This is a genomic window from Lacrimispora sp. YZC11, assembly GCF_057543815.1.
In genome coordinates this window covers 835,117-861,856 of the sequence record NZ_BAAJYQ010000016.1, presented here as the reverse complement: position 1 = coordinate 861,856, position 26,740 = coordinate 835,117, and the positions used below count along the sequence as shown (strand labels likewise).

The following is a 26,740-nucleotide window of genomic DNA, read 5'->3' as shown; positions in this document are numbered from 1 at the left end:
ATATATGAGGTATCAGTGGATTGATGAATACTTGAAATCAATGAAAGGTGTAACCAGTGATTTTAAGGAGGAATGGAATTGGACCAGGTATCTTCTTGGTGATAAGATGTTTGCGGCGGTGTGCAAGGATGACCAGGGCAGGGACTCTCTGATCACATTGAAGCTGGAACCGGTGGAAGGGCAGTTTTTAAGGCAGCAGTATGAGGATATCATCCCTGGCTATTATATGAATAAGGTTCACTGGAATTCCATAAAAGCAGATGGGAACGTTCCCGATGATCTGCTGAAGGATTTACTGGAAAAATCATACCGTCTGGTATTAGCCGGGCTGACGAAGAAGAAACAAAGTGAATTGCTGGGAGAGTGAACTTTATATAGGATTCCCCGGTAAGTAAAGAGGGGAATACAGGTGGTACACATATGAAATACTTTGGAGAAGGTTTAAGCGATGCGCATAAGGCTTTAAATAAAATAATCCGTAAGGAAGATAAAATCGAGCGGGCAAAAGTTCTCTTTTTAGACCTGCACAGGGAACTTCACCTTTCAGAAGTGTCGGAAGGGGAAGAAAATGAAGTGGACAGACTTCTTGGAGATCTGAAAGCAGATGAGTACGCCATCATGCCAACCGGAAAGGATGAAACCATAGCATGGGTTTTATGGCATATTGCCAGGATCGAGGATCTGACCATGGGGATCCTGGTGGGAGGCGGGAACCAGCTCTTTGATGGTGGGTGGAAACAAAGAATGAACTCTCCCATTACAGATACCGGCAATTCCCTGTCAGACGATGAGATCATGGATCTAAGCAGAAAAATCAATGTTGCAGAGCTGCTTCATTACCGGAACGAGGTCGGAATCAGAACCAGAAATATAGTTAAAAATTTATCATCAGCCGATATGAGAACGAGAGTTCCGTCATCAGGGCTTGATAAAATCCTTTCAGAAGGCGGAGTGACAAAACAGGAAGATTCTGTTTGGCTTCTGGATTTTTGGGGTAAAAAGGACGTTGCAGGGATTTTACTGATGCCGCCTACCCGCCATGTCATGCTTCATCTAAATGATTGCTGCAAGTGGAAGGAATATATCCGGACGAAGAAGCGGTATCATGGGATGAGTGACGGCTCTAATCAGGAGCTGCTTCTATAAGTTTTTGACCGCAGTTTGGCTGAACTGCGGTTTTTTTAATTACTGAAAATACCTTTAAAAATCTTATACTGAAAAAGAACTAAAATGTGAAAAAGATATCAAATTATTAATAAAATTAATTCGAATTGGGATAGAAGAAAATAACAGCATTGATAAATTGAATCCTGTCTAAAATATAGGCTTCTAAAAGAATTTATTTAATAAGCCAAAATAATACATAATGTTAAAAAATAAACACAAAAAGATAATTAAATATCAATAATGTTAAAAAAATATTTAAATTGACAGATTAAAATGCTGGGGTATAATGGAACCATAAATAAAGATACCGGAACCAAAGAAAATAAAAGGAGAGGAGATAAAATTATGCAGAACGTAGAGCTTCAAAAGAAATATCAGTTATTCATAGGCGGACAGTGGAAGGATGCTTCTGATGGAAAAACATTTCCAAGTATCTGTCCGGCCGATGGGAGGGTGCTGACTGAGTGCGCCGAGGCAACAAAGGAAGACGTTGATGAGGCGGTCCGGGAAGCATGGAAGGCTTTTGAGACCTGGAAGCATGTACCGGTAAACCAGAGAGCTGCCATTCTGAATAAGATTGCGGATATCATAGATGCAAATAAGGAACATCTTGCCATGGTGGAAACCCTGGACAACGGAAAACCCATAAGGGAAACAATGTCGGTCGATATTCCTCTTGCAGCTCAGCATTTCCGCTATTTTGCAGGCTGCATTCTTGCGGAAGAGGGCAGTGCCAATATGCTGGGAGAAAATACCCTAAGTCTGATCCTCAAAGAGCCTATCGGCGTGGTTGGGCAAATCGTTCCCTGGAATTTTCCCTTCCTGATGGCAGCCTGGAAGCTGGCACCGGTACTGGCAAGCGGCTGCTGTTCAGTCTTTAAGACCTCCAGCACCACTTCTCTCAGCATTCTGGAACTGGCAAGGCTGATCCAGGATGTGATCCCGGCAGGGGTGTTCAATGTTATTACCGGAGCAGGTTCCAAGTCCGGGCAGTATATTTTGGAACATGAAGGTTTCCGGAAGCTGGCATTTACCGGCTCAACGGAAGTAGGAAAGAACGTGGCCCTTGCAGCAGCGGAAAAGCTGATTCCGGCTACTTTGGAGCTGGGCGGCAAATCAGCTAATATTTTCTTTGAGGACTGTAATTGGGAGATGGCCATGGATGGTTTACAGCTGGGTATTCTCTTTAACCAGGGCCAGGTGTGCTGTGCGGGTTCCAGGGTCTTTGTGCAGGAAAGCATTTACGACAAGTTTGTTGAAGAAGCGGTTAAACGGTTTAACCAAGTAAAGGTCGGCCTTCCGTGGGATGAAAATACCCAGATGGGAAGTCAGATCAGCAAAGGGCATATGAAGGACATTTTAAGCTACATAGAGATAGGAAAATCGGAAGGAGCTGCTGTACTTTGTGGCGGAGAGCAGATTCTGGAGGGCGGACTGGAAAACGGAGCTTTTTTAAGGCCTACACTTCTTGGCAATGTTACAAACGAGATGAGGGTGGCACAAGAAGAGATCTTCGGACCTGTAGCATGTATTATTAAGTTTAAGACAGAGGATGAGGTTGTGGCCATGGCCAATGACAGCCAGTACGGACTGGGCGGAGCAGTATGGACCAGGGACATCAATAGGGCAATACGGGTTGCCAGAGCGGTGGAGACCGGACGTATGTGGGTTAATACCTATAATTCCATTCCTGAGGGAGCTCCTTTCGGAGGATACAAGACTTCGGGAATCGGCCGTGAGACACATAAGGTCATTCTGGAACACTACACCCAGACAAAGAATATCATGATTAATTTAAGTGAATCTCCTTCAGGTTTTTATCCGGTTAAATAAATAGAGAGTAGGCAGAAAGCGGTTTTGGAGGACACAGTTCCAAGGCCGCTTTTTTGCATGGAAAAGGGATTGACCGAATCGAAGAAATGTAATAGATAAAGAAAAGTGATATATTGCTTGACAAAATAAAAAATTGGCTGTATTCTAGTAATTGTACGATAAATACCAATAATTCTAAGAAAAGGAGGCAGAAACTATGAAACGTAACTATTACGCAATCGGAATGAATAGAATAAGAAAATTATTTTATATTAATTCAGTCTGCCTCAGTGAAGATAGAATCTCTTGAACATAAGTGTCATGGGATGAGTGACGGCTCTAATCAGGAGCTGCTTCAATGAGTTTTTTCCGCAGTCTGAATTGACTGCGGTTATTTTTTTGCAATTTACCAAAAAAGACCGCACTATGCAGTTTTTTTTGGTTTTTTTTTACATAAAAGGGCTGATAACCCATTCATGCTTGCAGTAAATAAAGGAGGAAAAGTATGAAAAATCTATGGAAGTATGGAAAGAAGTATAGTTTCTTGTATGTTTTGGCGCTTGTGGCCATGGTCGTCAGCATCCTTTTGGATGCAATGGCTCCCCAAATCACAAAACATATTATTGATGACGTCATTGTGGGGGGACAGATGCAGATTCTCATGAGGCTGCTTTTAGGGCTTGTGGGAATTGGACTTAGCAGAGCTGTGCTTCAGTACACAAAGGAATTTATTTTTGATTATGCCGCATCCGGGATTGGATGCAACTTGAGGAAGGATTTGTTTGACCACATCCAGACCCTGTCCATGGGGTATTTTGACAGCCACAACACAGGGGAATTGATGGCCAGGATCAAGGATGACGCGGAACGTATCTGGAACGCCTTCGGATTTGTGGGAATGCTGATTTTGGAATGTTCCATTCACACGGTCATCGTTATGGTCTGCATGTACCGTTTAAGCCCCAGCCTTACCCTGATTCCGCTGGTTATTCTCCCCCTGATCGCCTGGTATGCGATCAAAATGGAAAACGGCCTGGGAGATGTTTACGATAAGATCAGCGAACAGACCGCTGAACTAAATACGGTGGCTCAGGAAAACCTGGCCGGGGTCCGTACTGTGAAGGCCTTTGCAAGAGAAGATTTTGAGATTGAGAAATTCAGGAAGCACAACAAGCAGTATTATAAATTAAATATGCAGCAGGCCAAACTGATCGTCCGCTACCAGCCTAACATATCCTTTTTGTCAAAAGTCATGTTAATGGCGGTCATTGTCATAGGCGGCATTCTGGTTATTAACGAGAGGATGACCATAGGAGATCTGGGTGCATTTTCAGAGTATGCCAATAACATTATCTGGCCAATGGAAATGGTGGGCTGGCTTAGCAATGATATTGCAGCCGCTGTGGCTTCCAATAAGAAGATCAAAAAGATCATGGAGGAGCAGCCGGTCATCTGCAATCCCGAAAGCCCGGTCCTTCCGGAAACTATCCAGGGAGAACTGGCCTTCCGCCATGTGGATTTTGAACTGGACGGAAAGAATATTTTAAGTGATATTGATTTTAATTTAACAAAGGGAAAGACCCTTGGTATCATGGGCGTGACTGGTTCCGGAAAAAGTTCTATTATCAATTTGATCGAACGTTTCTATGACGTTACAAAAGGAGAGATTCTTTTAGACGGGATCAATGTAAAGGATCTGCCGTTGTCCTTCTTAAGAGGGCAGGTGTCGGTTGTTATGCAGGACGTATTCCTATTTTCAGACAGCATTACGGAAAACATTAAGACAGGAAATAAGGATGCGACGGAATGGGAAAGCGTGCAGCAGGCTTCCATCTCGGCAGGAGCCCACGGCTTCATTCAGAAACTTTCAGAGCAGTATGATACGGTGATCGGGGAGCGGGGAGTCGGACTTTCCGGAGGGCAGAAGCAGAGGATCAGCATAGCCAGAGCCATTGCAAAAGAAACGCCTCTGTTAATCCTTGATGACTCCACCTCAGCTCTTGATATGGAGACGGAGAAGGAGATTGAGGCTCATCTTACAGAATTAAAGGACAGTTCGAAAATCATTATCGCCCACCGCATTTCAGCGGTGCGCCGTGCCGATGAGATCCTGATCCTGGATGAAGGACGGATCGTGGAACGGGGGACCCATGAGGAGCTAATGGAAATGCAGGGACAATATTATAAAACCTATCAAGTGCAGTATGGAGAGGAGGAGATGAAATGGCAGTCAATTCAAGCAGAATAGATGAAGATCAGAAAGAAGTTTTCAAAAAGGATACCCTGCTTCGCCTGTACCGGTATCTCCTTGTTTTTAAAAAGGAGATCATCATCGTTCTTTTTATCATGGCGGGAACCATAGCCATCAGCATGTCGGCGCCTCTTATGATGGAATATGCCATTAATTCATGCGTGGTTAAAAAGGATATGACAGGCCTTGTTTGGCTGGGTTCTGGTGCAATGGTGCTGTTCCTTTTATTCCTTGCCGGAACCAAGATGCGCATGCGCCTTATGGCGGACGTATCCAACCGGGTTCTTTTGAATATCCGGGAAGAGCTTTATAAGCACATTCAGACCCTTGGCTTTGGCTTTTTTGACAGCCGGCCTACGGGTAAGGTGCTTGCAAGGATAATTGGGGATGTGAATGCTTTAAAGGATGTGTTGTCAGACAGTGTGACTCAGCTGATACCGGATCTGATTACGGTCGTCTGTGTGGCGGTCATCATGCTGATAAAGAATTACCGCCTGGCAATGGCGGCGCTGCTAACGCTTCCTATATTGGCTGTAGGTATGTTTCTGATTGAGACCACGGTTCATAGAAGGTGGCAGATCTACCGTAAAAAAACGTCAAACTTAAATGCTTATGTGCATGAAGATTTATCCGGCATCCGGATCATACAGAGCTTTGCGGCTGAACCGGAGACAAAAGAGGTATTTCATGACCTGGTTAACCAGCATTATAAGTCCTTCATGGATGCGGTTATTGTAGCGGATGGCTTCGGCCCTCTGGTAGAAGTAACCTGGGGACTGGGCGGTTTTCTGCTGTATTTTATAGGAATCCGGATTGTTGGAGTGGAAAATATCGGAATCGGTACATTTCTTGCGTTTTCAACCTATATCGCTATGTTCTGGAGTCCTATCCGGAATCTGGCTAACTTTTATAATAAACTGACCACCAACATTTCCGCTGCAGAACGTATTTTTGATATCATTGATACGGAAGCGGAAATTACAGATCAGGAGGGAGCTGTGCTCTTGCCGGATATAAAGGGAGAGGTGGTCTTTGACCACGTATCCTTTGCTTATGGAGATGAACCGGACCGGCTGATTCTTGATGATGTGAATTTTTCTGTTAAGCCGGGAGAAACCATTGCACTGGTAGGACCAACAGGCGCAGGAAAAACCACCATTGTAAACCTGATCAGCCGTTTTTATGAAACGACCGGCGGGAGGATTTTTATTGACAGCAATGAAATCAAAGAAGTGACTTTAAAAAGCTTAAGAAGCCAGATGGGGATCATGACCCAGGATAATTTCCTGTTTTCCGGAACCATACGGGATAACATCAAATACGGGCGTCTGGAGGCATCTGATGAGGAGGTAATGGAGGCAGCCAAAGCAGTCAATGCCCATGAATTTATCATGAAGCTGGAAAACGGTTACGATACGGTGATCAGTGAGAGAGGGGCGGGCCTTTCCATCGGACAGAGGCAGCTTCTGGCTTTTGCAAGAACCATGGTGTCAATGCCAGGGATTCTGATTCTTGATGAGGCGACCTCCAGCATTGATACCCATACCGAGCTTCTGGTGCAGAAGGGAATCGATGCCCTTTTAAGGGGCAGGACTTCCTTTGTCATTGCCCACCGCCTTTCTACGATCCGCAAGGCCGACCGCATTTTTGTCATTGACCAGGGGAATATCATGGAAGCCGGAAGCCATGAGGAACTGATGGAACTGAAAGGTGCCTACTATAAACTATACCAAAGCCAGTTTTCCTAAGGTGTATCTGATAAAATACTTATTCCAGGATGTGCGCATGCTTTGTGGGAGATTTGTTCCAAATGAAGGGGGTGCAGTGGACTGTGCCAACTGAATTTGGGCCAAATATACTGCAAAGTAGGGCACACAGGTCGAGAAAATGAGCCTTTAAATATTCCATGGTTTGGAAAAAGGATTGACCGGATCGGAGAAATGCAATAGAATAGAAGGCGAGGTGAGATAAGATGACAGAAGGAGCATTGGTTTTAGAGGGGGGTTCTTTAAGGGGTGTATTTACGGCCGGGGTTTTGGATGTATTCATGGAACAGGGGATTGAGATGTCCTATGTAAACGGGGTATCAGCCGGTTCTATGTGCGGCATGAGCTATGTAAGCAAACAGATCGGCCGTACCATTAAAGTGGATTTGGATTACGTCAATGATAAACGGTTTTTGAGCTTTCGGAATATGGTAAAAAACCGCTCCATTTTTAATTTTGACTTCCTGTTTGGGGAATTGTGCGATACACTGGTTCCCTTTGATTATGATACCTTTTGGAAGTCCCAGCAGACCTTTGAGGTGGTTGCCACCCGATGTAAGACGGGAAAACCGGAATACTTTGAAAAGAGTTCCTGCGAAGATTTTATTAGCGCTGTAAAGGCTTCCAGCAGCATTCCCATTATGTCCAGCATGATCCCGATAAAAGGGAAAAAATATCTGGATGGGGGCTGCGCCTTACCCGTTGCTTACCAGAGGGCCATTGATCTTGGGTATGATAAGATCGTTGTGGTTCTCACCAGGGAGCATGGGTATCGGAAACCTCAACTTGACAAATGGACGAAAAGAGGGTATGAACGTTATTTTTCTCCTCTGCCTGAGCTTTTAAAGGCCATGTATGACGTCCCGGACCGGTATAACCGGATGCAGGAAGAGATTGACCGTCTGGAAGAAGAAGGGAAGATCTATGTCATCCGACCGGATAAGCATGTTACGGTCCAAAGAACAGAAAAAGATAAGCGGAAGCTGGAGGCCCTTTACGAGGAGGGGCGGCGTCTGGCGGAAGAGCATTTGGGGAAGTTGAAAGAGTATTTGGAGATTAAAGAGTGAGGAAATGCTTGCAGGCATATCTTTATGCTCCGAAAAGATAGGCGATAAAGTAGAAATACCTTACAGGCATGCCTCTATGCCCTTGAGAGATTGCGATAAAGTGGAAACACCTTACAGGCTATAGAAAAACCTTGCAAGCATACCTTTATGCCCTGAAAAGATGGGAGATAAAGTGGAAAGGAAAGTACGGTATAATTTATGAGTATTTATGATACATTAAATCCAATGCAAAAGGAAGCGGTACTCCATACGGAGGGACCGCTTCTTGTGCTGGCAGGAGCCGGGTCAGGTAAGACCAGGGTTCTAACACACCGCATTGCCTATTTAATAGAAGAGAAAAACATCAATCCATGGAATATCCTGGCCATCACTTTTACCAATAAGGCGGCGGGAGAGATGCGGGAGCGTGTAGACCGTTTGGTGGGCTTTGGTGCTGACAGCATCTGGGTTTCCACCTTTCATTCATCCTGTGTGCGCATTCTCAGGCGGCATATTGAAAGCCTTGGCTATTCGACGAATTTCACCATATATGATTCCGATGACCAGAAGACTCTGATGCGCCATGTATTAAAAGGTCTTGATATGGATCCAAAGATTTATAAGGACCGGGCGATGCTGGGATTTATTTCCACGGCAAAGAACGAGCTTGTGACGGCCCAGGAATTTGAACTGAATGCCGGCGGTGATTTCAGGCAGAGAAAAGTGGCGCAGATTTACAAAGAATATCAGAGCCAGTTAAAAAAGAACAATGCCCTGGACTTTGATGATTTGATCATGAAGACCGTGCAGCTGTTCCAGAATAATCCGGAAGTCGTGGATTATTACCAGGAACGTTTTAAATACATCATGGTAGATGAGTACCAGGATACCAATACGGCTCAGTTTAAGCTCATAAGCCTGCTTGCAGGAAAATACAGGAATCTCTGTGTCGTGGGAGATGACGACCAGTCCATCTATAAATTCCGCGGCGCTAACGTTGAAAATATCTTAAACTTTGAAAAGGCTTATCCCGGGGCCAGGGTGATTAAGCTGGAACAGAACTACCGGTCAAGCCAGAGCATTTTAAATGCTGCCAATGAGGTGATCCGCCATAACCGGGGACGAAAAGACAAAACCCTGTGGACCGCCAATGAGGAAGGACCTCTGGTGCAGTTTAAGCAGTTTGAAAATGCTCCGGAAGAGGCGGATGCCATTGTCCGGGATATTTTAAACAGCTCTTCTGACTACCAGGACTGTGCTGTCCTTTACAGGACCAATGCTCAGTCCCGTCTGATTGAAGAAAAATGCCTTCAACATAATGTTCCGTACCGTATGGTGGGTGGCGTGAATTTCTATCAGAGAAAAGAGATTAAGGATATCCTGTCCTATTTAAAGACCATTGCCAACGCACAGGATGATTTAGCCTCTTTAAGAATCATCAATGTGCCCAAGCGCGGAATTGGAGCGACCAGTCTGGGAAAAGTGCAGGCTTTTGCTTCTGAACATGGATTTTCCATTTATGATGCTTTTTGCCGTGCAAAGGCTGTGCCGGGACTTGGAAAAACGGCGGAGAAGGTTCTTAAGTTCACAGAACAGATCGAGGATTTCCGGAGAAGGCTTGAAGAAGAAACGTATTCTATCCATGAACTGATCGAAGATGTCCTTGATGAAACCGGCTATCAGAAGGAATTAGAGGCGGAAGGTGAAATCGAGTACCAGACACGTCTGGAAAATATAGAAGAGTTGATCAATAAGGCGGTCAGTTTTGAAGGGGAGCATGAGCAACCCAACTTAAGTGAGTTTCTGGAAGAGGTGGCTTTGGTAGCAGATGTGGACCGGATGGATGATTCGGAAAACAGAGTGACTCTAATGACCTTGCACAGCGCCAAGGGACTTGAGTTTCCCAGAGTGTATTTAAGCGGTATGGAAGACGGACTGTTCCCAAGCATGATGTCCATTTCTTCAGACGATAAAGAGGATGTGGAAGAAGAGCGCCGGCTTTGCTACGTAGGAATTACAAGAGCCCAGAATTTCTTAATGATGACCGCGGCAAGACAGCGTATGGTCAATGGAGAAACCAGATATTCCAAGGTCAGCCGATTCATAGATGAAATTCCTGACGAGCTTTTGGATTCAAGCAAACTGGAGTCAAGACTGTCAGCTGCACGTACACTTGATTACGATGACAGCGGCCTGCCATGGGGAAAAGCAAAGTCAGCCGGCCGGACGGCGGGTGTCAGCAGCTTTGGGCCGGGGAACAATGCATATGCATCAAAAACCGCAGCGCCTGCATCAACACCCGGCTTTGGAAAAGCATTTACCGTAGAAAAAGCGGCTTCTTTAAACTATAAAGAAGGGGACCGGGTCAGCCATGTGAAGTTTGGGGAAGGCGAGGTATTGGAGATCAAGGATGGTGGAAGGGATTTTGAAGTCACGGTCCGGTTTGATCAGGCAGGCATCAAAAAAATGTTTGCTTCCTTTGCAAAGCTGAAACTTGTACGAGTTTAATCTAAGAATACATAATTTATTAAAAAAAAGCAAAAATGATAGTAAAAGAATCAATATAATGGTATAATAACTGCGATAGGCAGAGAGACTAAAACCTAGCCGGAAGATTTGAAGGAAATGCCTTACAGGCGTACCTTTAAACCCATTAAAGCGGGGTGGGCACTGCCCCGAAAGATGGGCATAAAAAAGCAGGGCTCTCAGAAAGGACGTGGAGATATGAACAGATTTGATGCAATGAGTAAAGAAGCCATGAGTAAGCTGGAAGATCTTATGAGCTCAAGCAGAGTGAATGAATTGCTTCATAGAAGGGAACAGGAAGAGAAGAAGAAAAACTGTATCCTCTGGATACTGGCTATCATAGGTGCAGTGGCGGCGGTGGCAGGAATTGCCTATACCGTATACCGTTTCTTCACACCGGACTATTTAGAAGATTTCGAAGACGATTTTGATGATGATTTCGACGATGATTTCTTTGAAGACGACAAACCGGGCGAAGGTTCTGAAGAGTAGGATCGGCATTATAAAGAGAGAGCGTGCCTCAGACAGTGAGACACGCTTTTTTGCTCGATTGGAATAGGAAAAAGTCATATAGCCTGCAGCATTTGCCAGATGCAGAAACGCAAGCATTCCTGCGCCTGGCTCATTGCCTGCAGAAATAAAGATAGAAGAGGAGTACGCATAGTGAAAAAGGGTGAGATATACGAGGGTACGATTGGAAGATTTGATTTTCCTGACAAGGGAATCATTGAACTTCCGGAGGGGAAAATTACGGTAAAGCATGCACTTCCCGGCCAGAAGGTCCGGGTTATGATAAACAAAAAAAGAGGAGGGCGCTGTGAGGGGCGGATTCTTGAGGTATTGGAGCATTCAAGCCTGGAATCGGCAGAGAATCCATGTCCTCATTTCGGAAGCTGCGGGGGCTGCGTTTATCAGACAATTCCCTATGCGGAGCAGCTTAAGATCAAAGAGCAGCAGGTTAAGGCCCTTATTGACGGAGTCTGTGAGGATTATGAATTTGAAGGGATTCGGCCAAGCCCTGTGGAAGCGGAATACCGGAATAAGATGGAATTTTCCTTTGGGGATGAATATAAGGATGGTCCTCTTGCTTTGGGAATGCATAAAAGGGGAAGTTTTTATGACGTGGTGACTACTACAGAATGTAAGATAGTCAATCCGGATTTTTGTGACATCCTGAAGGCAGTAAAGGAGTATTTCGAACAATTGGGGACCGGTTTTTATAAGAAGATGCAGCATACAGGATATCTGCGTCATCTTTTGGTGCGCCGGGCTGTTAAGACCGGTGAGATCCTGGTAGCCCTGGTTACCACAACGCAGGAAGAGGTGGATTTGAAGCCACTTACAGATCTGTTGCTGGGGCTTTCTTTAAATGGGAAGATTGTGGGTATTCTCCATATTTTGAATGATAGTCTGGCAGATGTGGTTAAGAGTGACAGGACTGATATTTTATATGGACAGGATTATTTTTATGAGGAGCTTTTAGGGCTAAAGTTCAAAATTTCCCCGTTTTCTTTTTTCCAGACCAATTCCCTTGGGGCGGAAGTTTTGTATGAGACGGTCAGAGGATATGTGGGGGAGACAAAGGATAAGGTGGTATTCGATTTATATAGCGGAACAGGTACTATTGCTCAGATAATTGCTCCGGTAGCCAAAAAGGTGGTGGGTGTGGAAATCGTTAAAGAGGCGGTGGAAGCAGCAAGAGAAAATGCAAGGCTGAATGGTCTTGAGAATTGTGAATTTATTGACGGGGATGTACTTAAGATCATTGACGAGTTGAAGGATAAGCCGGATTTGATTATTTTGGATCCGCCGAGAGATGGGATACATCCTAAGGCGTTGGGTAAGATTATTGATTTTGGTGTGGATCGGATGGTTTATGTTTCTTGTAAGCCGACTAGCTTGGTTAGGGATTTGGTTGTTTTCCAAGAGAGAGGGTATCGGGTGGAGAAGGTTTGTTGTGTGGATATGTTTCCTTCGACGGCGAATGTTGAGACCGTTTGTTTGCTGTCGATGAAACCTTGATTTTATGCGGTGTTGAGGGAATATCAAGTAAAGATGAACCTGTGTTATTATATAGGCAAAGATAAATTTATGATTTTTTTCATGGGGATGGGGTAATGCCAGATTGTTAAAAGTACTGCTTTTGCCAAAACATATAGGGGTTTCGCTGAAATGTACATATAAATTAGCGAAATCCTTATTAGAAGATAAAAAACATTTAACCAGATAGATTATTTTTTGGGAAGACACTTGAATTTAGTATGTCTTTGGTATAAAATAAAAGTACATTTAATCAGCTCATATTCTTATCGAGGATTCTCTCAATATTTCCAAAAACATGATATTTAAAATTATAGATTAATATAGAAATACGAAAGGGGTAGTTAATTTATGGGTTATAGCTTTTTAGATTTAGCAAAAGAAGTATTAGAACACGAAAATATACCACTGTCAGTAGAGGAAATGTGGGAAGCGGCGGGCAGATATGGCTTACTGGAGAAACTGTCATCTTCCGGCAAAACCCCTATCCGCACCCTGTCAGCAAGAATATATGTAGACCTTAAGAACAACCAAGATACGATATTTGAACAGGTAAGTAAACGCCCTGCAAAGTTTTTCATGAAAGGACAAACGGCAGGATTACAGGAGTATGAGGACAGGCATGAACGGGCGGGAAAAAAGCTGAAATTTGCAGAACGGGATCTACACATCCTGCTTTCAAGTTTTGTTAATTCCGATGAACATTTTAAATGCTCCACAAAAACCATTTACCATGAAGTTTCCAAGCGTGAAAAGAGTGGAAAGAACAAATGGCTGCACCCGGATCTTGTAGGTGTACATTTCCCTTTTGAATCTTATACACCAAATACCCTTAAGCTATTTGATATTTTAAAAGTGAATCCTTATAAACTGTATTCCTTTGAAATGAAAATCAATATCAATCTTGCCAACCTCCGAGAGTATTATTTCCAGGCAGTATCTAATTCCAGTTGGGCGCATGAAGGATATCTGGTAGCACTACATATTACGGAGAATCCGGAATTAATGGATGAAATGCGCCGTTTAAACAATGCATTCGGGATTGGAGTAATCCAGTTGGATGCGGAGCATTTCATGCAAAGTGAAATCCTGTTCTCCGCAAAGGAAAAGGAATCCCTTGACTGGGATACCATAAACCGTCTGGTCGACAGCAATCCAGACTTTAAGAAGTTCCTGGAAGACTTAATGGAAGATATCAAAGTAGGAAAGATTAAGAGTAAATATGATGAAACCTACACCGAAGAAGAGCAGATGTGCCAGTATGCTTTAAAATGCGGAATCCTGTCTTGAATTTCTGACAGTAACAATTCTAATTCAAATCATATATCCCCACTGTCGGCTTAATATTTAGCAGGTAGCAGGGGATTTTTTAATCTGATGTTGTCTACAAAATTCAAAATACCAATACCAATAAAAATTTTTTTGTCAATTAACAAGTTGACGAATAGATGTTTGTATTCATGGCAATGCTTACCATATAAAATTCTTTATAGGGAGAAAAACTATGAATACAGACCATAGATTAAAATTTGGAAAATACGTGGAGACGTTAAGAAAAAGCAAAGGAAAATCTCTGCGGGAAACGGCAAAAGCAATAAAAGTATCACCACAGTTCTACAGCGAGGTGGAGAAAGGGAGAAGCAGTACCTTTACGTCAGAAAGACTGAAATCACTGGCTCATTTTTTAATGCTGGACGATGTGGAAACCCATATACTTTATGATATGGCAGCAGAATCTCGGTCATCCAATGATATTGCAACACCTCAGGATTGTGCAGATTATATGCTCTGCAATTCTTATGTGATAGAGGCATTGCGGCTGTCGATGGAAACTGGTGCAGGGGAAAAAGAGTGGCAGGTTCTGCTGAATGAATTAAAGGCAAGGAAAGGGTGAACCGATTATGTACCAGCCAAAGTTAAGGAAAAAAAGAAATGGTGTTCCCATCATGTGTAATGAAGAGATCGATGCTCATGCAGAAGAATTTTTAAAAGATTATAATCCTTCCTTATTAAAGACCCCACAGCCAGTAAACATGGAAGAATTTGCAGAATTTTATCTGGACTTGACCTTGGATTATACGTACCTTTCCCATTGCGGGCTGATTTTAGGCAGGATGGTGTTCCAGGAGACAGAACGAGTCCCTATTTATCTTTCGGAAGAAAAATGTGCGGATTATCTTTATGCAAAGAGAGGTACCATGCTTATCGACAATACAGTGTTGGAAGACTGGAAGGAGTACCGGCTCCGCTCCACGATAGGACATGAATGCGGGCGCTGGGTATTTCATTCGGACTTTTATGCATATGCCAAAAGCAGAAATAACCAGAAAAAAATATCAGCATCAGGAATCGCAGGATGTAAAAAGACAGATATTGAGGGCGGATTGGAGATAATCGGGAAGAAAAGGCTGGTTACTGATACTGACTGGCTGGAACATCATGCAAAATATTTCAGTGCCGCTATATTGATGCCAAAAACACCGTTTATCAATGTAGTATTAGACTTGACTGCCACCCCTTATTTTGATGAATCAGATTTAGCAGAGAAACTTGCAGGGATATTTCAGGTATCACCCATTTCTGCCAGTATCCGGTTGTCCCAGTTGGGATTCACCCAATATGCAGGCAAGAACCAAAATAATCATAATGAAAGACAGCTTAACATATTCCGGCAGATGCCAGGCACTCTGTGAATGACAGAGTGCTGATTTTAAAGGGAGCGTGTCAAGTACATAGTTGACATTTTTTATCAGCTTATTTTTTTTGTATCATATGTCAACTAACTCATTGACAGGAAAGGAGCTATAACAGGATGAAGGAGAAAATGAACTGCCCGATATGCCGGAAGCGGGCAGTTGATATATGCTCATCTGCAAACGGGGATATATGGGTAGAACTGAAATGCCCCCATTGCAGAAATATCATACAGGTTCGCTACAGGATTCGTAGCATTCAGAATGAAAAGATCAAAGAAGAATTAGTAACCTATTAAAAGAAATCTACCGAGCAAAGGGTCCACATAAGCGCGACACCAAATAGCCGGAGTAAAGCGGAATACCAGCTTACTCCGGCTATTTTTTTGCCTTTTTTCCATTTCTGCTGCTGCCGCTTTACTCACGGGTAAAGAAAGGAGCAGCATGAGAATCAATTATGAGTTTTTAACCGGAGAGAGGTTGGAAATAGAAGTGGATGAAAATATTGGTGAAGTTATCATCGAAATGGAGAAGATGCAGTCCAGGAGAAACCGTGCCGAAACGAGACGGCATAATTCTCTGGAATTCATGCAGGAAAACCGTGATGGGTATCTGGATTTTATGTTGAGAGTTCTACAATGTATTAAGGTTTTTGAGAATGGAGAGTTATTAGTTGTGTTTTTGGATGGGGCAGAGGTTGAATGTAAATAAAGCGTAAAATGAGGCATGCTATGATATTAAATTTTGGATAGGCATTTTAAGATAGTAAAATGATGAGAAATATATTGATATTATTCTCGAATAAGAATATAATTAGCTGGAGGTGATTTGAATGGAATATAAATCGGCACAGGAAACTGCGAAAAGATGGGGAGTATCAAAACGCAGAGTATTAACTTTATGTAATGAAAATAGAATACACAATGCGAAAAAAATCGGTAATATGTGGATAATACCAGATAATGTTTTAAAACCAAAAGATGAACGAAAAAAAAAGAATGTGATCAATAAAAAAAATAAAGACCTTAGCATTTTAAATGGTGCTAGGGAAGCAAGGAACCAAATAAAAAGGATTACAATTGAAACTTATAAAAAAATAGTAAATGAAGTTGATTCACCATACAATGCCAAAATCTATGTCATGCAAATATTTGGTGAAAAACTTTTATGTCACTATTTCAACGAAATCGAATTGGTTCGAAAAACTATTATTGATATTTTTGGAATGGAATATCCTATAAAGTATGTAAGTTTTTCAAGAGATTTCGAACAATTTATTGAGAATTATAATGAGTATATTGATGATGCTTATGCTTGGGCTTATCAATTTCTAAATAAACAATCAAGAGATACAGGGTTTGAAGATACACAGTTTTTTACTGAAAAATATATGATACATGCTCTAGTGAATAATGTATCTTTGCAAGATTTTGATGGTGACATAGTGGATCCAGCTTGTGGGGGCGGTAATTTTCTTATATTCATTTTGGATTCTTTAGTAAGAGAAGAAAAATCTGGTGGAACTAAGGAAGCTTGTATCAATAATATCAACCTTATACTAAAAAGAATTATTGGTTATGAAATCGATCCAGTTTTAGCGATAATAGCAAGTATTAACTTAAAACTAAAATCATTATCAATTTTAAAAATTAAAAATTACAATATTAATATATATGATTTTTATATCTTTGAAACACATATATATACATCAGTTAATAGCAATTTTATTGGCAGTTTGGAGTTTTTATTCAACGAACATTGTGTTATTAATGTGAATGATAGAACAATTAAATATATGGATGAGATATTTTCTAATGTTGATTTAGTTTTTACGAATCCCCCATTTCAAACTATAAAAGGAATGGGTATGCAACTAAAGGAGTTTTTAAAAAAGAATTATCCACTAGTTAAATGTGATGTTTGCAATGCGTTTATACAGCTTTGTGCTGCAATTTTAAACAAAAACGGAATTTGTAATCTTGTGACTCAGAATAGTTGGTTATATTTGGATAGTTTTAATGAGTTTAGAGAAAAAATCCTGAGTACTTATCGAGTCAAAATGATAATTGAGTTAGGAACTAATGCTTTTTATGATATTAATGGTGAAAAAACCAATGTGATTTTGCTGCAACTTTCAAAAAGCATGCCAACAGAGTCTAGTTGCTTTCAGGCTTATAATTTAAAAAGAGTATCATATAAAGAGATTGAAAGTTGTCTAAGTGATTATCAGAAAATGGCACAATATAATTTGAGTTTTATGCAAAAGGAGATGCTGGAGAATGGTAATTCATCTTTCAACATGATCGATTCTGATAAACTAAAAAGTATTCAAAAGTCAGAGCATAAATATGGGGCATCAGCGAGTCCAATGCAAGGTACTTCTACAGGTGACTCTAAAAGATTAGTTGATTATTTCTGGAAGCATTTAGAAGACCCCTCTTGGAAGTTGGTTAGTAAAGGTGGGGGGTATTCAAGGTGGAATGGTTTGAACCATTATTGTGTGCATTGGGGAAAAGATGGTGAAGTAGTTAAAAAAACAAAAGGGTCAGTTGTAAGAAATGAGAAGTATTTTTCACAAACCAGAATGGTTTTTAGCGATACAGGTACTGCTGGTCTTAATGTAAGAAAGATAAGAAAACAGCAAATATTTATTGCATCGGGTCCTGGCATTCGTTTTTTGGATGGTGATGAATTTGCACATATGGGGTGTTTGAATTCAAGATGGTCGACATTTTGGATAAAAGCCACAACTCCGAAATTAACAATTGCAGCAGGCTATATTTCAAAAATACCTATTAGCAAATCACTTCTAGAATCTAGCGAAATCTCGATATATGCAAAAAAATGCTATCAGCTAAAAACAAAACGACTATCGATGGTACCAATTAATATAGAATATACACCACTAACACCTGATTTGAAAGGATTGTCATTAGAAGAAAGGGCTGAAAATTTTTTTTTGGATAGTTTAAAAATGGAGCTATTACAATTAATATATGAAAATATAATAGATGAGATAATTTTTGATTTTTACAATTTATCTGGGTATGAAAGGGAGGTAATTAATAGTTTAATTGGTTTTGCTGTTTTTGAAAATAAGCAAAGAAAGGCTAAAATTTTATCAAACGAAATGGATAATTATATCTCAAATTATCTTACTATTAATTGCATGTTGAGCAGAACGAGCCCAAACAAAAATATCAGAGGGTGTGATGGGATTCTAGAATATCTTGCACAAGATTTAGAAATAGATCCCAAAGATTTATATAAAAATATATCAAACAATATAAAGGAGTATCCCTTATTAAATAAAAAAATTAAAGCTGTATATTTACACTTGTTGGTATTAACAGCATTAGAATATTCACCAACTATAAAAACATCATATAAAAATATTTGTATTAAGGATATTCTAGATAGAATAGTAAGAACTTATCCATCTTTAGTATATGATATAGACCAGATTCAATTATGGATAACAACAAACTTTAACCAATTTCATCAGAAGGCTTTTTTAGAAAACCCCTTGTATACGTATGATGAATCAAAAAAACAAATAAATTTAATGGAGTATTTATGAAGAGAGCAGCTAATGAGATAGTTTATTTAGAAAAAAAAGTATTAAATATTATTTTACTAAATCGAAAACTTAGTATTGAAGAGATATATAAATTTAGATTATATATAGAATTCATCGTATTTTCAAATATTAATTATAACAGAATAAATAAAAAAAGTACTACAGTTTCATTGGATTTAATGTTAAGTGAAATGTTTTCATTAAAGTTAGTTCCTTCTAATATTCATATTTTTTATAAGAATCATCAATATATTATTGATAGGGAGTATTGTAGATATGATTGGAGTAGTTTATCTACCAATGATATTGGACAACTGCGAGAGACATTATTAGATTTTGAAATAACATATAAGGATCAAAACATTAACTTTGTTTCAGGAAAAGAATCTAAAGATGCAATAGGTGCCTATTATACCCCAACGAATATGTCTAAGGCAGTCATTAAGGAAAGTGTTAAGCAGTTAAAACTTGAAGATGATTTAGACAAAAAGGTTAAGATAATTGATTTATCTTGTGGATGTGGAGAGTTTTTTAACAATATACAAGAGTTACTGTTAGACAAATATAATATTAATTTTGATGATAGTAGCACTTTTCTGTGGGGAGTAGATGTAGATCCGATCTCACTACAAATAGCAGTTTGTAATATTTTAATGAATGCATCGACTGAAAAATGGACAAAGATTATTAGTCATTTCATACTTGGGAACCCATTACTTTATATTGCTCAAGAGAAAGAGATGGACAAAAAGGTTGATTGCTTTGCTTTAAAGCGCATATATGCAAAAGAGATGGGGTTAAATATAACGGAGTATTTAAACGGATTTGATATGGTTATTGGAAACCCGCCATGGGAGAAAGTACGGTTTGAAGAGCGGAAGTTTTTTAAGTCAATCAAACCTGAAATATCGCTTCTATCAAAGAAAGATCAGCGGCGAAAGCTTATTATTAAATTAGAAAAGTTAGAACCAGATCTCTACGATTGGTATAAACTGGTATCAAAAGATTATGAAGAGGCTAAGCAATTAATAAAGAATAATCCCTTATTAAAACATTCTTTGCATGGTGAATTGAATACATATATATTATTTACAGAATTGGCCTATGGAATATTGTCAGTAAGAGGGATTGCCACTTTAATAGTCAAAACGGCATTAATTACATCACCTGGCAATAGAAAATTATTTAACTACTTTTTAGACAATAACAACATTTACTCGATTTTTTTGTTTGAGAATAAGAATAAGATATTCAATATTGATTCAAGAGAGAAATTTTGCGTTGTTACAATTGGTAGTGCTTGTAAAAAGGAGTTTGAACTAATTGCGGGAATATATAATCCAGAAGAGATGTTTTCTCTAACAAAGCGATTAGTAGATAAACAAACCATAAGTATTATTAATCCTTTAACAAATATGCTGCCCAATATAGCAAGTTTTCATGAGCTCAACATATTGGAAAAGGCTCATAAGAAAAATGCTTTATTTACGAGTGTATATCCTGAATGCCATTTTGGAAGAATCGTTCATTTGACCACACATTCGAATTTTATTACTACGAGGGAAGATAAAAGTGTTTTACCTATATATGAAGGAAAATTCATTGAACAGTATGATGGAAGATTTGCGACCTTTGATGGAGTATTAGAGGATAAAAAATATTCTAATAAAGCATTTGCGATTAAAATACCTGAAGGCCCCAATAAACCATTACCTCAAAGTCGTTTTTTTATAAAAAGAGATTTTTGGAAAGAATTATCGAAAAATTACAATGAAGAATATACGTTATATTGGAGAAGCCTTACTTCCAATACAAATGCAAGGACAACTATAGCAATGGTTTTACCAACTATTCCGGCTTGTCAATCTTTACAAATGCTTCAAACTCATAATATTAAAGATTTAATAGTTCTATTGGGACTTTTTAATTCGATGCCATTTGATTACTTGGTAAGAATGAAAATGCCTGGAATAGATTTAACACAAACAGTTATAAAGCAAATTCCGGTACCACCAAAGGAGGCCTATTCTAGGAAACTTGTAATTAACGGTATTAAACTAACCGTTGAACAATATATAATAGACCTAGTTGGAACATTGTTGTCAAAAGAGGATCGGGTGAATAAATTAATAGAGCCTATGATGCAGAGCAAATTGCCAAAAAGTATTAATAGAGAAGGTGTGAGGTTCAAACTAGATCAAGTCTTTGTGGAGCTATATGGTTTTACTGAAAATGAATATGATATAATGGTAAAAACTTTTAAGAAGTAAAGGTGCTAATAAAGCTACTTATTAGCACCTCACCTTTTTAATATAATCCGAAGTCTTTTCCTGTTCCAGCTTTTCCGTTTGCCGCAACAACCAAGCTCATTTCCTTGAAATCATCAAGAAGTGATGGATCTGCAGTAGTTAGCGAATAATAATCATCTGTTATCTTTTCGAAAATAAGTATCTTGTATACAAATTCATTGTTATGATTGGCTATAATGGATAGTATATTGCCGTCTGGGTTTTCTCCTTTTAGTTGGAGGCGCCATGTGCCATTAGGATCAGATCCACCGGTAGGATATTTAACTGTGCTATAGCTGTAGTCTTTACCTTTATAGTTTATTTTAATATTTTTGTCAGATCGCAGAGTTGGATTGATACCGAAAAAGTGAACTCCACCTTTGATATGTGTTGGACTTATATAGTAAGTTGTTCCTATTGCATTTCCTGCTTTAATTTTTCCTTGCATTGACAAATCAAGAATATTTTTTGACGCACTTGTCATCTTTCTTGGAGCAAACCATATTCTTGAAGGATCATCATTTGATAAACTGGGGTGAGAAGTAGATACAGTTGGTGAAGGACTAATGTGAGCACCTGGTTTTGAGGGTGTAATTTTGGGCATGGATGCAGAGGTTCTGCCAAACTTAATTTTTGCTACACTGCTTTTTTTGTGTGTTGCCTTTTGGGTTGAAGAAAAACCTAAGCTAAGTATACTTTCGTTTTTTATATATCCATCAGTTTGCAATTGGTTTATATCATCGATGGAATTGATTTTAAATGAACAGGGATTGCTACTGTCCGATAAGCTGTTAATAAACATTTTAACAGAATTCAGCATTTTCTTATCTTTTGGGGAAGTTAATTGTCCTAAGGTACAACTTTCATAATTAGACCATAGACCTCCACCTGTAAGATTATTGGAACCGAGGGAAAGCCAAGCACTGTTATGATTAGTGAATAAATATATTTTAGAATGAAAGGTTATACTTGGATTATCATTATGGATAATATATAATGAATCGCATAAGTAAAATAGATTTTCTAAAGCCTCATAAGAAGTGCCATAGGAATCAATTCCGATGTAAGCGTCAAATTTTTTCCCTAAGGCTTTAAAATTTTCTAAATACTTTTTTAGTCTAAGTACGCCGCTTGTTTTTGCGAATGCACTAATAACATAGAGGTGGTCGTAATCTTTTTTTAAGTTTGATTTTAATTCTTCTCCAAGAGAACCATCATAAGGTTGGTTTAAAATTTCCATGGATATGCTCCTTTCTAGGATGTATATCATTATTATATATACAGCTTAATAAAAAAGCAATTTAAAAGTGCAGGATTTTGATATTAGCTTATTCACGAAATATAGAAAGTGATAAGCGAGAACATATAGTTGTGGCATTAGTTTATTTCATCATAAAATATTGTGGACGTTTGTTTTCTTACTTGAAAGCCTTGTTTTGAAGGGCGTGTGTATAAACCTGGATTATTGGAACACCTAACAATGCAGTGGTTCAATACTCCCAGAAGCTTTTCTATATATGTTCTTGAGAATCTAGAATTAGAAAACATAGGACTATCCTGTCAGGTTAAAGTATATTTATACAAATGGGGTAATTTGATACTTCCGCCATGTAGTATAATTATCAACTTTCACCGCACGTTGAGACGGTGGTGTTGCTGGAGAGGAAAACCCGGTAAATCAAAGGGTTTCCGGGTTTTGGACAGGATATGTAGGTGTGCTTTTGTGGTTGATTAGAGTGAAATATGTTTCCGTTTACCGTAGTGGGGTAAGGAAAATGAACGTTTTAGCAAAAATAAATTATATTATAAATTTCTATTTTGAAGTAGGAATTCAATGAATTTTGGTGGGAGGTAAAGAATGGCTATTCAAAAGATTGAACTTGGCTCAAAGGGCATAAAGCGTGTATTGAAGAAATATAAGCCAGAGGAAGCTATTGCTGAATATGTATGGAATGGATATGATGCAACGGCTAACAATGTCAGTATAAATATTTTACAGAATAGTATTTATGGTGTAGAAGAATTAAGTATCTCCGATAATGGGTATGGCATTCCTTTTAGCCAGCTAAATACAAAATTCAAGCCGTTCTTTGAGTCGAATAAAATTATTATTCGTAATAGTGAATCAAATAGTTCTAGTTATCATGGGAAAAATGGTGTGGGTAGATTGACATTTTTTACTTTTGCAGGAAAAGCGGTATGGGAGACTGTATATGAGGAGGAGGATAAAAAATATAAATATTCAATTCAAATAGAAAGAGATGGTTTAAATGATTATATCGCAACGGAACCAACAGAAGTAGACAAAAATACTGAGTTGGGAACTAAAGTGAGATTTTTTCAAATGAATGAAGACCTTCAAATTAGTATCATGAAACGTTTTTTAAATATTGAATTCTGCTGGTTTTTAGAATTGATGAAAAATAACAAATTCAAATTGCTGATAGACGATGAACCAATTGATTATTCCGAAATTCTTGAAGATCGTGACGTAAGAAAGTATAAGTACAATAATATCGAATTTGAGGTTATTTTTTGTCGCTGGTCACAAAAATTAAATGGTGAATATTCAAAGTATTATTACTTGGATGGTAGCAACAAGGAGAAATTCAAGGAAAATACAACTTTAAATAATAAAGGGGACAATTTTTATCACAGTGTATATGTAACCAGTACATTATTTGATGATTTTGACTTTTCAGCAGTGACTGGACAAATGCGGTTAAAAATTGCTGGAAGTAGTAGGGAAGATGAAGCTTTTAAATATATAAAAAGGGAAATTGATAATTTAATCAGAGAAAAAAGGACTCCATTTATAAAAAAATATGCAAAAAGATTCTTAAAGACAGTTGAAGAAAAAGAAGCGTATCCAGATTTCGATGAAAGTAATCCAGTAGATAACTTTAAAAAAGAATGTTTAGATGAATTGATTTCAACAGTGTATTATGTAGAACCCAAAATATTATCAGGATTGAATAAGCCACAATTAAAAACCATTATAAGGATGTTTGCATTAATTATGGAATCAGGGGAAAGAGACAGTTTTGTTAAAATAATAGACAGTGTTGTAAACATGTCAAAAGATGAAAGAGCAGAGTTGGCAGAAGCATTGGAATATACGACGATGTCGAATATTTCTAGAACTATTATAATGCTAAAAGATCGAGCTCAGGCTGTTGCAGATTTAAAGGAATTAGTTTTCAATAAGGAACTCGGGGCGGGTGAAATCAATGCAATACAGCCTTTCATAGAGAAACATTATTGGTTGTTTGGTGAACAATATCATTTAGTAACAGCTGAGGAGCCTGATTTTGAAGAAGCGTTAAGAAGATATATTTATATTCTTGACGGCGACACATATACGAAAGAAGAGATAAATATTGATGATCCAGACAGACGTAAGCAAATGGATATTTTTGCTGTGCGCCAAATGAAAAATGGTGATGTCAAAAGTAGCATTATTGTCGAATTAAAGCACCCTAAAATAACATTAGGTTACAAAGAACTAGAGCAGGTTAAAAGATATAAAGATATTGTACTTAAAGAAGCTCGTTTTAATGCACCTAGTATAGAATGGAAATTTTATTTAGTTGGTAATAAATATAACAATCAAATAGAAAATGAAATTAGGAACCTAAAGCATAATGGTGAAAAATCTCTTGTATATTCAGTAGACAATTTCAAAATATATGTAAAAACCTGGAGTGAAATATTTACAGAATTTGAACTCAATTATGATTTCTTGTTTGATAAACTACAAGTTGAGCAAAAAAAGATAATTGATAGTAGAGGGAAAACAAAAGAAGAAATAGTTGCTGCACAGGATAATAATTCAGCAAGGGCAGCAGAAGAATTAGTAGTATGACAAGTTAAAGAGTATTCATTATACTTTATAGATAGAATGGGAAGGGGTAAATTTAACCCATCAACGAAGGAATGTTCTTGAATTTGCTATTTAATAATCCACAGGAATGGCGAAACCGTGGTGTTACTGGAGAGAAAAGCACTGCAAATCAAAGGATTTAGGGATTTTGTGAAAGGAATGGACGTGTGTTTTTTGAAGTGATGATTCGTCCGCAGAAACTTTTCTATGACAGTTGGAGAATATAAAAATTTCAATATAATACACTAGGAAGGAGTGCATATATGGTATACAATTGCTTTATAAAATGCCAAGTATGCGATAGGATAACAAGAGTACGTTTACAAGTTGGTTGGTAAACTGAACATCCTGTTGTGGTTACTTGCGGCAAATGTGGAACTTCCTTATCAGGTCATGTGACAATTGATCAAGAGTCTTTGGGGTTAGATTTTGAGTTTGATAATGCTACTATTATTGATGAGGAAGATTATGAACACTATTTAGTTGAATGCTCTGGAGAGTTTCCGGTTGTGAAACAGTGTGAAGTAAAGAACGGTGAGAGAGTTGTAATAACGCCATTTATTAGAGTAATGAATCGAATGAAGAATGAGGATTCATATGAACGTTTTTGTCAATCGGTATCACAGTTAAATAAAACTGCTGGTAAATGGAAAGAATATAAAAAGATATTAGACCTCTTTCAAAATAAAAGCGACTATGTAGTCCAAGAAATAAAGAAAACGTTTGAAGGTGAATTTTTCCAATGTAGAGACGAATCGGAAATCTTGAGAGCTGTTCATATGATAGAAGTTCATGGATTCTACTCTCCGCTTAAGAGGGAAATACTTGATAATCTGTCATTCAGTAGCGATATTTTGAAATTGGACAGTGCTCAACTAAAAAAGTTAATTGAGTTCATGAATTCTCACGATGGATATCATATTGAAGAAATGCAAGCACTTATATACAAAATGCTTGGAGATTTTATTGATATTCATCAGGCTCTTATTCCGGCATTAGTTTTACAATACTGCAAAGAGGGATCAACTGATTTTGAGAACGAAGGCACAACGACTAGTTCATTTAATACTGTAAAGCAATTTTACTTAGATGCATACGAGGCCTTAGGAAATTTGTTAGTAATTCCAGTAGCATTGAATAATATCAAATATAGAGGTGACTTTGACAAATTATCACCTGTTGAGCCTAAGGCTGTATCGATGGAGGATTTTATAGGATTAACTAAGGCAAAAAGATATCATTTCTGTCTTGATGCAGAAGCATATACTTATTTCCTAAAAATAATTGTTAATCCAAAACTTCGTAATGCAATTGGGCATAATGATGTGGATTACAATACAGCATCGCAGCTTATTACATACATTCCAAATCCAAAAGATAGAACTAAGAAAGAAGCGGAATATTTATTGGAGTTTGAGAATGAAGCAGTGCATCTGTTTCAGGGGATTTTGTCCATCTCTGAATACTTATATAGATTGCGCGAGTTGGAACTCATGTTTGATGGAAAGATTCCTGTCATGGCCAGAATGCCAATTAGTAAGCCGAAGAAGATAGGACGAAATGAACTTTGCCCATGTGGAAGTGGCAAAAAGTACAAATTCTGTCATGGTAGAAATTAAAAAATCCGGTTCGAGTGCATCGGACTGTCAGTGGAAATAAGTCTGGATGGAGCGATAGTAAATGTGTTT

Annotated in this window: 19 protein-coding genes and 1 pseudogene; 18 read left to right on the top strand and 2 right to left on the bottom strand. The window is 38.7% G+C overall.

Features of this window, described 5'->3' with window-relative positions; translation table 11 throughout:
• Window positions 1–4 precede the first annotated feature (4 nt).
• From AC27IJ_RS19140 to AC27IJ_RS19120, 5 genes are all read left to right on the top strand, one after another.
• The gene (locus AC27IJ_RS19140) at window positions 5–367 is read left to right on the top strand and encodes an MmcQ/YjbR family DNA-binding protein (RefSeq protein WP_312444702.1); all 363 of its coding nucleotides are present in this window, start codon (window positions 5–7) and stop codon (window positions 365–367) included.
• 53 nt (window positions 368–420) lie between these two features.
• Window positions 421–1,146 carry a DinB family protein gene (locus AC27IJ_RS19135; protein WP_487150272.1) on the top strand — a complete coding sequence of 242 codons (726 nt, stop codon included), beginning with the start codon at window positions 421–423 and terminating at the stop codon, window positions 1,144–1,146.
• Window positions 1,147–1,512: 366 nt separating this feature from the next.
• Window positions 1,513–3,000, top strand: coding sequence for an aldehyde dehydrogenase family protein (locus tag AC27IJ_RS19130; RefSeq protein ID WP_312444698.1), 1,488 nt, complete (start codon window positions 1,513–1,515; stop codon window positions 2,998–3,000).
• Window positions 3,001–3,484: 484 nt separating this feature from the next.
• Window positions 3,485–5,227, top strand: a complete 1,743-nt coding sequence (locus AC27IJ_RS19125) for an ABC transporter ATP-binding protein (protein ID WP_487150269.1) — start codon at window positions 3,485–3,487, stop codon at window positions 5,225–5,227.
• Window positions 5,203–6,978, top strand: coding sequence for an ABC transporter ATP-binding protein (locus tag AC27IJ_RS19120; protein ID WP_312444693.1), 1,776 nt, complete (start codon window positions 5,203–5,205; stop codon window positions 6,976–6,978). The genes AC27IJ_RS19125 and AC27IJ_RS19120 overlap by 25 nt, the downstream gene beginning before the upstream one ends.
• Window positions 6,979–6,997: 19 nt before the next feature.
• Here the strand turns inward: AC27IJ_RS19120 and AC27IJ_RS19115 are convergent, their stop codons facing one another.
• Complete coding sequence (locus AC27IJ_RS19115; RefSeq protein ID WP_312444690.1) at window positions 6,998–7,138, bottom strand: DUF6783 domain-containing protein; 141 nt, start codon at window positions 7,136–7,138, stop codon at window positions 6,998–7,000.
• 64 nt (window positions 7,139–7,202) lie between these two features.
• Between AC27IJ_RS19115 and AC27IJ_RS19110 the strand changes: the two genes are divergently transcribed.
• The 11 genes from AC27IJ_RS19110 to AC27IJ_RS19060 all read left to right on the top strand — a co-directional run bounded on the left by AC27IJ_RS19110 (window position 7,203) and on the right by AC27IJ_RS19060 (window position 21,151).
• The gene (locus tag AC27IJ_RS19110) at window positions 7,203–8,063 is read left to right on the top strand and encodes a patatin-like phospholipase family protein (RefSeq protein ID WP_313152829.1); all 861 of its coding nucleotides are present in this window, start codon (window positions 7,203–7,205) and stop codon (window positions 8,061–8,063) included.
• Window positions 8,064–8,261: 198 nt separating this feature from the next.
• Window positions 8,262–10,550 (top strand): DNA helicase PcrA, encoded by a 2,289-nt coding sequence (gene pcrA, locus AC27IJ_RS19105; protein ID WP_487150266.1) that lies wholly within the window; start codon window positions 8,262–8,264, stop codon window positions 10,548–10,550.
• 216 nt (window positions 10,551–10,766) lie between these two features.
• Complete coding sequence (locus AC27IJ_RS19100; RefSeq protein ID WP_054791834.1) at window positions 10,767–11,060, top strand: hypothetical protein; 294 nt, start codon at window positions 10,767–10,769, stop codon at window positions 11,058–11,060.
• A gap of 171 nt (window positions 11,061–11,231) precedes the next feature.
• A complete protein-coding gene (rlmD, locus tag AC27IJ_RS19095) occupies window positions 11,232–12,590 on the top strand; it encodes a 23S rRNA (uracil(1939)-C(5))-methyltransferase RlmD (protein WP_487150264.1) in 1,359 nt (452 codons plus the stop codon).
• A 369-nt stretch (window positions 12,591–12,959) separates the two neighbouring features.
• Window positions 12,960–13,898 carry a COG2958 family protein gene (locus AC27IJ_RS19090; RefSeq protein ID WP_487150262.1) on the top strand — a complete coding sequence of 313 codons (939 nt, stop codon included), beginning with the start codon at window positions 12,960–12,962 and terminating at the stop codon, window positions 13,896–13,898.
• Between the two features lie 214 nt (window positions 13,899–14,112).
• On the top strand, window positions 14,113–14,502 hold the full coding sequence (locus AC27IJ_RS19085; protein WP_487150260.1) for a helix-turn-helix domain-containing protein: 390 nt from the start codon (window positions 14,113–14,115) through the stop codon (window positions 14,500–14,502).
• Between the two features lie 7 nt (window positions 14,503–14,509).
• Complete coding sequence (locus tag AC27IJ_RS19080; RefSeq protein WP_487150258.1) at window positions 14,510–15,301, top strand: ImmA/IrrE family metallo-endopeptidase; 792 nt, start codon at window positions 14,510–14,512, stop codon at window positions 15,299–15,301.
• A 119-nt stretch (window positions 15,302–15,420) separates the two neighbouring features.
• Window positions 15,421–15,600: a hypothetical protein gene (locus AC27IJ_RS19075; protein ID WP_487150256.1), complete on the top strand. Its 180-nt coding sequence runs from the start codon at window positions 15,421–15,423 to the stop codon at window positions 15,598–15,600.
• Window positions 15,601–15,745: 145 nt separating this feature from the next.
• Window positions 15,746–16,012, top strand: coding sequence for a hypothetical protein (locus AC27IJ_RS19070; RefSeq protein ID WP_487150254.1), 267 nt, complete (start codon window positions 15,746–15,748; stop codon window positions 16,010–16,012).
• A gap of 121 nt (window positions 16,013–16,133) precedes the next feature.
• Entirely contained in the window at window positions 16,134–18,881 is a 2,748-nt protein-coding gene (locus AC27IJ_RS19065; RefSeq protein ID WP_487150252.1) for an Eco57I restriction-modification methylase domain-containing protein, read from the top strand.
• On the top strand, window positions 18,878–21,151 hold the full coding sequence (locus AC27IJ_RS19060) for an Eco57I restriction-modification methylase domain-containing protein (RefSeq protein WP_487150250.1): 2,274 nt from the start codon (window positions 18,878–18,880) through the stop codon (window positions 21,149–21,151). Before AC27IJ_RS19065 ends, AC27IJ_RS19060 begins: the two co-directional genes overlap by 4 nt.
• Before the next feature lie 37 nt (window positions 21,152–21,188).
• Here the strand turns inward: AC27IJ_RS19060 and AC27IJ_RS19055 are convergent, their stop codons facing one another.
• Window positions 21,189–22,409, bottom strand: coding sequence for a phospholipase D family protein (locus tag AC27IJ_RS19055; RefSeq protein ID WP_487150248.1), 1,221 nt, complete (start codon window positions 22,407–22,409; stop codon window positions 21,189–21,191).
• A gap of 618 nt (window positions 22,410–23,027) precedes the next feature.
• Here AC27IJ_RS19055 and AC27IJ_RS19050 point away from each other — a divergent pair.
• Both AC27IJ_RS19050 and AC27IJ_RS19045 read left to right on the top strand, forming a co-directional pair.
• Window positions 23,028–25,034 carry an ATP-binding protein gene (locus AC27IJ_RS19050; RefSeq protein WP_487150246.1) on the top strand — a complete coding sequence of 669 codons (2,007 nt, stop codon included), beginning with the start codon at window positions 23,028–23,030 and terminating at the stop codon, window positions 25,032–25,034.
• Between the two features lie 1,556 nt (window positions 25,035–26,590).
• A pseudogene (locus AC27IJ_RS19045) lies at window positions 26,591–26,671 on the top strand (SEC-C metal-binding domain-containing protein); the annotation flags it as partial.
• Window positions 26,672–26,740 lie beyond the last annotated feature (69 nt).

Coding starts and splice junctions, on each gene's coding strand:
- AC27IJ_RS19140 (WP_312444702.1), top strand. CDS start 5: ATGAGGTATCAGTGGATTGATGAATACTTGAAATCAATGAAAGGTGTA.
- AC27IJ_RS19135 (WP_487150272.1), top strand. CDS start 421: ATGAAATACTTTGGAGAAGGTTTAAGCGATGCGCATAAGGCTTTAAAT.
- AC27IJ_RS19130 (WP_312444698.1), top strand. CDS start 1,513: ATGCAGAACGTAGAGCTTCAAAAGAAATATCAGTTATTCATAGGCGGA.
- AC27IJ_RS19125 (WP_487150269.1), top strand. CDS start 3,485: ATGAAAAATCTATGGAAGTATGGAAAGAAGTATAGTTTCTTGTATGTT.
- AC27IJ_RS19120 (WP_312444693.1), top strand. CDS start 5,203: ATGGCAGTCAATTCAAGCAGAATAGATGAAGATCAGAAAGAAGTTTTC.
- AC27IJ_RS19115 (WP_312444690.1), bottom strand. CDS start 7,138: ATGGAATATTTAAAGGCTCATTTTCTCGACCTGTGTGCCCTACTTTGC.
- AC27IJ_RS19110 (WP_313152829.1), top strand. CDS start 7,203: ATGACAGAAGGAGCATTGGTTTTAGAGGGGGGTTCTTTAAGGGGTGTA.
- pcrA (WP_487150266.1), top strand. CDS start 8,262: ATGAGTATTTATGATACATTAAATCCAATGCAAAAGGAAGCGGTACTC.
- AC27IJ_RS19100 (WP_054791834.1), top strand. CDS start 10,767: ATGAACAGATTTGATGCAATGAGTAAAGAAGCCATGAGTAAGCTGGAA.
- AC27IJ_RS19090 (WP_487150262.1), top strand. CDS start 12,960: ATGGGTTATAGCTTTTTAGATTTAGCAAAAGAAGTATTAGAACACGAA.
- AC27IJ_RS19085 (WP_487150260.1), top strand. CDS start 14,113: ATGAATACAGACCATAGATTAAAATTTGGAAAATACGTGGAGACGTTA.
- AC27IJ_RS19080 (WP_487150258.1), top strand. CDS start 14,510: ATGTACCAGCCAAAGTTAAGGAAAAAAAGAAATGGTGTTCCCATCATG.
- AC27IJ_RS19075 (WP_487150256.1), top strand. CDS start 15,421: ATGAAGGAGAAAATGAACTGCCCGATATGCCGGAAGCGGGCAGTTGAT.
- AC27IJ_RS19070 (WP_487150254.1), top strand. CDS start 15,746: ATGAGAATCAATTATGAGTTTTTAACCGGAGAGAGGTTGGAAATAGAA.
- AC27IJ_RS19065 (WP_487150252.1), top strand. CDS start 16,134: ATGGAATATAAATCGGCACAGGAAACTGCGAAAAGATGGGGAGTATCA.
- AC27IJ_RS19060 (WP_487150250.1), top strand. CDS start 18,878: ATGAAGAGAGCAGCTAATGAGATAGTTTATTTAGAAAAAAAAGTATTA.
- AC27IJ_RS19055 (WP_487150248.1), bottom strand. CDS start 22,409: ATGGAAATTTTAAACCAACCTTATGATGGTTCTCTTGGAGAAGAATTA.
- AC27IJ_RS19050 (WP_487150246.1), top strand. CDS start 23,028: ATGGCTATTCAAAAGATTGAACTTGGCTCAAAGGGCATAAAGCGTGTA.